At 37.9% G+C, this 8438-nt stretch carries 10 protein-coding genes; 8 read left to right on the forward strand and 2 right to left on the reverse strand.

The features are described 5' to 3' along the window. From folK to fliY, 7 genes are all read left to right on the forward strand, one after another. A partial coding sequence (gene folK / locus ACXJIE_RS04480) for a 2-amino-4-hydroxy-6-hydroxymethyldihydropteridine diphosphokinase (protein ID WP_456479776.1) occupies positions 1-347 on the forward strand: 347 nt, incomplete at its 5' end. Next, on the forward strand, positions 337-1563 hold the full coding sequence (flhF, locus tag ACXJIE_RS04485; protein ID WP_456479777.1) for a flagellar biosynthesis GTPase FlhF: 1227 nt from the start codon (positions 337-339) through the stop codon (positions 1561-1563). The genes folK and flhF, both read left to right, overlap by 11 nt. Then, complete coding sequence (locus ACXJIE_RS04490) at positions 1560-2423, forward strand: AAA family ATPase (RefSeq protein ID WP_456479778.1); 864 nt, start codon at positions 1560-1562, stop codon at positions 2421-2423. The genes flhF and ACXJIE_RS04490 overlap by 4 nt, the downstream gene beginning before the upstream one ends. 9 nt (positions 2424-2432) lie before the next feature. Beyond that, positions 2433-2768: a hypothetical protein gene (locus ACXJIE_RS04495; protein WP_456479779.1), complete on the forward strand. Its 336-nt coding sequence runs from the start codon at positions 2433-2435 to the stop codon at positions 2766-2768. After that, positions 2765-3454 (forward strand): RNA polymerase sigma factor FliA, encoded by a 690-nt coding sequence (locus tag ACXJIE_RS04500; RefSeq protein ID WP_456479780.1) that lies wholly within the window; start codon positions 2765-2767, stop codon positions 3452-3454. The genes ACXJIE_RS04495 and ACXJIE_RS04500 overlap by 4 nt, the downstream gene beginning before the upstream one ends. Then, entirely contained in the window at positions 3447-4517 is a 1071-nt protein-coding gene (gene fliM, locus ACXJIE_RS04505; protein WP_456479781.1) for a flagellar motor switch protein FliM, read from the forward strand. The genes ACXJIE_RS04500 and fliM overlap by 8 nt, the downstream gene beginning before the upstream one ends. Further along, positions 4510-5325 (forward strand): flagellar motor switch protein FliY, encoded by an 816-nt coding sequence (gene fliY, locus ACXJIE_RS04510; protein ID WP_456479782.1) that lies wholly within the window; start codon positions 4510-4512, stop codon positions 5323-5325. Before fliM ends, fliY begins: the two co-directional genes overlap by 8 nt. Here fliY and infC read toward each other — a convergent pair whose 3' ends face one another. After that, entirely contained in the window at positions 5326-5859 is a 534-nt protein-coding gene (gene infC / locus ACXJIE_RS04515) for a translation initiation factor IF-3 (RefSeq protein ID WP_456479783.1), read from the reverse strand. Then, positions 5856-7691, reverse strand: a complete 1836-nt coding sequence (gene thrS / locus ACXJIE_RS04520; RefSeq protein WP_456479784.1) for a threonine--tRNA ligase — start codon at positions 7689-7691, stop codon at positions 5856-5858. The genes infC and thrS overlap by 4 nt, the downstream gene beginning before the upstream one ends. Before the next feature lie 314 nt (positions 7692-8005). Between thrS and ACXJIE_RS04525 the strand changes: the two genes are divergently transcribed. Then, positions 8006-8350, forward strand: a complete 345-nt coding sequence (locus ACXJIE_RS04525) for a hypothetical protein (RefSeq protein WP_456479785.1) — start codon at positions 8006-8008, stop codon at positions 8348-8350. The last annotated feature ends 88 nt before the right edge of the window (positions 8351-8438 follow it).

Genomic DNA, 8438 nt, shown 5'->3' on the forward strand with positions numbered 1-8438 from the left:
TTTATCTTTTTTTATCCTCACATCCTAAAATCGATATCGTTCAAACGTCGATAATTTACAAAAACCCCCCTTTCGGATATTTGGAACAGGAAGATTTTTATAATTCCGTCCTGGTTGTTAAAACGGATTTTTCACCGTACGAACTGCTGAACTTTTTATTATATACCGAAAAAAAATTCGGAAGGGTCAGAAGTTTCAAAAATGCGCCGAGAACACTTGATTTGGATATAATATTGTATAATAATGTCAAAATATCCACCGAGAAGCTCAAAATACCGCATCCCTTTTTTAAAAACAGGGATTCAGTACTCGTACCGTTAGCTTTAAAGGACAGAATTGGAACTTAAAACTTTTACCGCACCGACTTATACGGAGGCTTTGAATAAAGTTAAAAACGAATTAGGGGATGACGCCGTTATTGTTTCAAGCAGGGAAATAAAGAAAAAGACGCTTACATCCGAAGGGCTTTACGAAATTGTTGTCGCAGTGGAGAACGACAATATAAAACCGAGAAAAAAACCCACAAGCGATGAGGAGCATGTAAAAGACGTTATGCTCAAATTAAGCACTGCGGCAAAAGAAATTTCTTCAATCTCTTCTAAAGAGGACAAAACGTGCGTTCCGCTGAGCGGGCCTGCGGTTCAGAAAAACGAAGATATAGCCGTGTTGAAAAATCAGATATCCCAGATAGCGGACACCCTTAAGTTTTTACAGGCGACGGTATGGGATATTGTCAATAAAAAAAACGAGCTTGAACTGCCTCCGGAATTCAGTGAAATATACGCCCTTTCACGTGCAAGCGGAATGAGCGAAAAACATCTTGACGAAATTATGAAACTGACCATAAAATATATGCCTCTGAAAATGAGAAAAAACCGTGAAACAATCAAAAGGTATTTTCATACGCTTTTGAAAAAAATGGTTCCTATAAGGGTTGAAAGGGAGGTGAAGGCGCCTCATAAAAAAATAATGATGTTCGTCGGACCCACCGGTGTGGGCAAAACCACAACCATAGCCAAACTCGCCGCAAGGTACGCTTATAAACTTTCACAGCGTCATAAAGTCGGGATTATTACCCTTGATACGTACAGGATAGGGGCGGTTGAACAGCTTATGACTTATGCGAAAATGATGAGGCTTCCGATTGAAACGGTTGTGGATCCGAGCGATTTCGGAGATGCGCTGAATTCATTAAGACATAACGAATATATTTTAATAGACACTGTGGGAAGCTCCCAGCACGATAAAGAAAAAATAGAAAAACTCAAAAGCTTTTTAAAAGTGGATACGTTTGCCGAAATAAATATCAATCTTGTTTTGTCCGCGGTTACGAAATACGAAGATTTGGTGGATATATACGACAATTTTTCAATTCTGCCCATAGATACGTTTGTGTTTACCAAACTTGACGAAACCAAAACATACGGAAATATTTTTTCACTTCTTCTCGATACGAAAAAACCGGTCAGTTATTTTTCGATAGGGCAGGAGGTGCCCGACGATTTAATGGAGGCGGGAGCGGATTATTTGTTAAAAGGTATACTCAATAAGGAGTTTAATTGAAAACTCAGGCGGATAAATTAAAAGAAATAGTGCAAAAGAGTCTTAATCATACCAAAAACACCCGTTTTATTGCGGTTACGAGCGGGAAAGGGGGTGTCGGAAAAACCACAATAACGGCAAATCTCGGATACGCACTGCACAGACTCGGATTTAAGGTGGTGCTTTTTGATGCCGATATCGGGTTAGCCAACCTGGATGTCGTTTTGAAGGTAAATGCGAAAAAGAATATATATAACGTTTTAAAAAACGAATGTACATTAAAAGACATTATAGTTGAAATAGAAAAGGATTTTATACTTATTCCTGGAAAAAGCGGAAACGAAATTATCGATTTTGCCGATGAGGTTACTTTAAGCCGTTTTTTCGGGGAACTTGAATTTTTGGACGATTACGACTTTTTTATAATCGACACCGGTGCCGGAATAGATAAGAAGGTTCAGATGTGGCTTGAGGGTGCTGATGACATAATAGTCGTTACAGTGCCCGAGCCTGCCGCTATTACGGACGCGTATGCCATGGTTAAGATAATCAGCGAGAAAAAAAACATAGCCTTTATGCTTTTAAATGAAGTTTCAAGCGAAAAGGAGGCGATAAATATTTTCGGAAAAATAAAAAACGTGGCCGATGCGAACCTTAGAAAAGATTTCAGGCTTCAGATAATAGGCTTTTTGAAAAAGGATAAAATTGTTACCAACGCTTCTATAAAAAGGGCTCTTTTTGTCAAGGAAGAACCTCTCAGCGCACCGAGCGAACAGATTTTTAAGATTGCCAGAAAACTTGCAAAAATTTCGGAACGAAATGTGCTGGAAGAAGAAAAAGGTATTACCCGTTTTTTCAAAAAAATATTTTCAGGGTTTTAAAGGTGAAAAATGAGAGGAGAAAATTTTATCTTTTTTCTGGCTTCCAGCGGGTTTTTTATCGGTATTGTCTTTTCTATATTGCACAGTCTTGATTTTGCTGAATTTTTATTTGCGACGGTATTGATAACGGTACTTTTTTATCTGCTGGGGTTGGCGGGTGTCACTTTTTTTATAAAATTTTTGGACGTTAAAAAAATTGTCTATTTTAACAAGCGAGAAATCGACGAAATTTTGGATGTGCAGATAAAAGAGCTTGAGAAAAAAGAGGATTTTATACTTGAAAGTTATATGTTTATAAAGCAGATGGAAAAAGATGAAATAAAAATCTTAAAGAACAGGTCATGACCCGTACGCTTTCAAATCCGTATGAGAAAAATTTGAAACTGTTCAGCGACGAGCTGGCTGTAGATTATATGCCCGCCGTAAAGGCCATGGCGGCAAGGCTTAAAGAGAGGCTTCCGAGCAGTGTGGAGTTTAACGATCTTGTATCTATCGGTCTGGAAGAACTCGTAAAACTCGCAAGAAGGTATGATCCTAAACAGAATGACAATTTCTGGGGATATGCCCAAAAAAGAATATACGGAAGTATGCTCGATTTTTTAAGAAGTCTTGACACGGTAAGCCGCAGCGACAGAAAACTGATAAAAGATATTGATAAGATTATAGAATCGTACCAGTCGAAATACAATCACGAACCGGATGATGAATATCTTGCGGAAACGCTCGGTGTGGACGTGGAAAAAATAAAAAAAGCGAAAAACGCAAGTGAAATATACAATGTAATGCCCATAGAAGAGCAGATAAATTTTTTTGAAAATGTAAGCAAAAAAATAGAAGAGGAAGAATTAATCGAAAAAATAAAAAAGATTTTAAAAACTATGAATGAAAAAGAGCAGCTGATTATACAGCTTTATTACTTTGAAGAGCTTTCTTTAAAGGAGATAAGTGAAATTTTAGGAGTCACGGAAAGCAGGATTTCGCAGATACATAAAAACGTAATAAAAAAATTAAGGAAAGAGCTAAATGGCTGATATTCTTTCTCAGGAGGAAATAGACGCGCTTCTTGAAGTTGTTGAAGAAGAGGATATTGCACCGGACGAGCTTGAAAAAGCGTCCGATATTCTTGACAACAGACAGATAACGCTGTACGACTTCAAACGACCAAACCGTGTAAGCAAGGAACAGCTCCGTTCGATAAGGGCGATTCACGATAAAATGGCCAGAAGCCTTGCAAGCGACATATCCTCCCTTATGAGGAGTATAGTGGAAATTCAGCTTCATTCGGTGGATCAGATGACATACGGAGAGTTTTTGATGAGTCTTCCTTCCCCTACGTCTTTTAATGTTTTTTCGTTAAAACCGCTTGACGGCAAAGGTGTAATAGAACTTAACCCTTCGATAGTTTTTCCTATGATTGACCGTCTTTTGGGAGGCAGCGGGGCGCCTTTTGAAACTTCGAGGGAATTTACCGATATAGAGCTCAATCTTTTGGATCAGATATTGAAAGTCGTTACGCAGAATATGAAAGAGGTATGGTCCCCTATTATGGATATGTATCCTATAATAGAGGCGAAGGAATCGTCTCCGAATGTTGTGCAGATAGTTGCCCAGAATGAAATTGTAATAATGGTGATTATGGAAATAATAATAGGCCAGACAAGCGGAATGATGAATATTTGTTATCCCGTAATAACGATAGAATCGCTTCTTCCGAGACTTGCAAACCGCGATTTGATGCTTAACGAAACAAGCGGCAGAAAAAGCAGAAACAAGGAGCTCAGGGCTCTTTTAAGAGGTGCGAAAATAGAACTCGAGGCGGTGCTCGGATATGCCGAGCTTAATATGAAGCAGGTGCTTGATCTTGAAGTCGGAGATATAATAAAATTAGACCGTCCCGCTGACGACACGGTGATTGTAAAGATAGACGGAAGGGAAAAATTTATAGCGGATTTCGGAGTCAGAAGATACAGAAGAAGTATAAAAATAAAAGAAATTTTAAAAACGGAACATGACGAAATAAAAGAAATTTTACAAAAACTCGAACAGAAACGAAAAGAAAAACTTGAACAGATAACAGGAGAAGAAAGTGAATGAATTTAAAGATTTGCTGGTTAGTGAAATAAAATCCACAATAGAAGGCCTGATAGGTATAACTCCGGAAGTTTCTGTTCTTTCGGAAAGCAAAGACCTCGGATCAACGAAGCCGCCTTATGCAAAGGCCGTTATTAAGGTCAAGCCTAAAGGGAAGATACTTTTTTTAATTCCGGCCGAAGTGGCTACGGTTCTTGGGGATTTGATGCTTGCGGGGGAGGGGATCGCTAAAAGCGAAATGAACGAAGATGACATCGACGCCGTAAAAGAGATAGTCTCAAATATTTTCGGCGCTTTTAAAACGACTCTCAGCGCACAGGACAATATGCCCAATCTCGATTTTGAAATTACAGACGTAACGTTTGTGGATAAAGAAGAAGATATAAGCGAATACGCTTATGCCGTTAATATGGAATGTAAGATTAATAATATAGTGAAAGTATGCCAGATGGTTTTTGACGAAGATGTTTTAGAAGAGCTTATTCCCGATGCAAAAAAGCAAAAAAAAGAGGCCCAGAGTATAAAACCGAGCGAATTTAAGAGTGAGATAAAAAATCTCGAAATGCTTCTTGATATCAAACTTCAATTAAGGGTCAGAATAGGCAGTAAAATAATGCTTTTAAAAGACGTAATAGCTATGGATATCGGAAGCATAGTGGAACTTAACCAGCTTGCAAAAGAACCTCTTGATATATTAATTGAAGATAAAAAAATAGGTGAGGGCGAAGTTGTCATAGTTGACGGCAATTTCGGTATACAGATCACCTCAATCGGCAGCAGGGAAGAGAGGCTGAATTCCCTTAAAAAATAGTTATTTTTTTGTTTTTTTCTTTATAGGTGTTACTAACAGATTTATATAATTCCCTTCTAGTTTGGGTTCGTTTTGTTTTTCCGCCACGTCGCTTATCATATCCCATACTCTGTTTATGACTTCAAAACCTTTTTCCGGTGTGGCAAGCTCCCTGCCTCTTAAAAACACCCTAAGTTTTACGTGTTTTCCTTTACTCAGAAAATCCCTTATGTGTTTTACTTTGTAGTTGATGTCGTTTTCCTGTATTTTAGATGTGAATTTTATTTCTTTCACTTCTATTTTAACCTGTTTTTTCTTTGCTTCTTTTTTCTTTCTTTCCTGTTCGTATTTATATTTTCCGTAATCCATGGCTTTTGCAACCGGAGGGTTGGCGTTTGGTGCCATCAAAACCAAATCAAGTCCTTTGTTATATGCGATTTCAAGCGCTTTATTCGAATCAACTATTTTAGGTTCACCTTCTCCGTCGACAAGTCTGACCCTGTCTGTAAAATCCACGATTTCTTCATTAATTAGCACTTTGTCAGCTTTACTCATAGTTTAACCTCGCTTAAGTTTTTAATCATTTCCACAAATTCTCCTTTTGTCATTTTGTATTGTTCTCTTTTTTTTCTGTCTCTGATTGCAACCGTTTCTGTTTCCACCTCTTCATCACCTATTATTACCACATAGCCGACCCTTCTTTTTTCTGCGTTTCTGATTCTTTTGTTGAGCGAATCGTTGCTTGCGAATATTTCGGTGTTAATATCGGCTTCGAGAAGCTCTTTTTGAAGTTTTTTTGCATATTCCACATGAGTTTCGGCTATGGGAACGAATATAGCTTTTACAGGCGCTATGAAAGTCGGGAATTCACCTGTGTAATGTTCTGTAAGAATCGCTATGAATCTTTCAAAACTTCCTATTATGGCTCTGTGGATCATTACCGGTCTTACTCTTTCGTTGTTTTCGTCAACGTAAGTGATATCGAATCTTTCAGGGAGGTTAAAATCCACCTGAATGGTTCCGCACTGCCATTTTCTGCCTATAGCGTCCGTGATTTTAATATCGATTTTCGGACCGTAAAACGCTCCGCCTCCTTCATCGATTCCGTATTCCCTGTTTAGCGAGTTAAGGGCTTTTTTAAGCGATTCTGTCGCTTTTTCCCAAATTTCATCGCTTCCTATGGATTTTTCGGGACGGGTAGATATTTCCATTTCGTAATTAAACCCGAACCTTTCCATTATGGAATCGACAAATTCAAGCACTTTGATTACTTCCTCTTCTATCTGGTCGGGTCTGCAAAAAATGTGGGCGTCGTCTTGGGTGAACTCCCTAACCCTCAAAAGCCCGTGAAGCACGCCGCTTTTTTCGTGTCTGTGGACTGTTCCGAATTCGAATAATCTTAAAGGCAGTTCTTTATAGCTTCTTACTTTATGTCCGAATATTTTAACGTGCGCAAGACAGTTCATAGGCTTTATACCGTATTCGTCGGCGGGTTTGTTGGGATCGTCGTTTTCTATTTCCGTAAAATACATATTTTCTTTATAGTTATAATAATGTCCCGAAATTTTCCACATACGGCTTCTTAAAAGTTCGGGTCCCCTTACAGGTAGATATTCTCTTCTTATATGAGCCGAATATAAAAGCTTTTCAAGGTTTGCCCTTAGAAGCGCACCGTTTGGCAGCCAAATTGGCATACCGGCTCCGACTTCCTCGTCAAACATCCAGAGTTCAAGTTCCGTTCCAAGTTTTCTGTGATCCCGTTTTGCCGCTTCCTCAAGCATTTTTAGATATTCCTGAAGCGCCTCTTTTGTGGCGAATGCCGTTCCGTATACGCGGGTGAGCATTTCGTTTTTGGAATCGCCTCCTAAGTATGCCCCCGAAACTTTTTGAAGTTTTACATTCATAAGATATTTGGTGTTCGGCACGTGGGGCCCTCGGCATAAGTCTTCGAAATTCCCCTGTTTATAAATGGATACCGTATCTCCTTCGATCATATCGAGAACGGTCTGTTTCAGTTCGTCGTTTTTAAATTTTTCCCTTGCATCCTCTTTAGAAATTTCATATCTTGTAATATCGAATTTCTTTTTTGCAAGGGCTTTCATCTTTTTTTCTATGTTTTTCAAATCCTTGTCCGTTATCGGTGTGACGGTTTTGAGGTCGTAGTAAAATCCGTTTTCGATTGTAGGCCCTACGTAAAATTTGGCTTCGGGATACAGTTCTTTAATAGCCTGTGCCATCAAATGGGCGGCGGAGTGTCTTATAACTTCGAGAGCTTCCGGAGAGTTGTCGAAATATACCGGTTTCCCGCCTTCAATGCCTTTAGCTTCGGCTGTCTGTAAATCTATTATTTTATCGTTTAGTTTTAAAGCAATAACATCTTGTTGCATTAAAGTTCCTTTTTATTTAATGAAGAATTTTTTAAAAGAGGATTTTTATGTAGATTCGAAGAAAATATATTATTCAAGAGTCTCCTTATTTATCGCATTCTCCTTTTTTATTTGAATTTTAACTTAATAAAAATTTAATGTCAATAACCGGGGTACAAAAAGGGATAAAACATAAATCTTAAAATAAATAATAATTTGTATGTTTTTATAATTTGAACTTATATTAAGTTTTCTTTAAGCTTTGAGGTTTATAATTGCAGTGAAGGTTCATTTATTATATCAAGAATGAACCTATATTCGTAAAAGGAGAGTAAATGAGACGCTTTGCAAAAATGGTTGTAGCAGGTTTGCTACTTGCAAGTGTCAGTGCTAGCGTAGCAATGGCCGACTACAACAAAGGTTACAAGTATTATCAAAAATACGTAAAAAAATCTTCAGGTATTAAAGGGACAGATTTTCTTAAAGTTATTGGTGTTAATACACCTGATGAATTAACACCGTTACTTAAAGACAATGCTAAACCTTTAATTGAAAAACTTGAAAAAAGCGGCCATAAAAAAGCTGCTAAAGCCGTTGAGAAAATCGTTAAAAAACACAAACTTAACGATTTAAAAGATTTCCTTGTAGGAATGCTCAACGGTAAAATTCCAGCTGGCTGATAACACTTAATAGGGCACAGGTTGTGCCTTACAATTTTTTATTTATGGTTTATAGTGTCCGACACTTTAAATAACAGATTATAAAAAA

It is taken from the genome of Nautilia sp. (assembly GCF_053994455.1).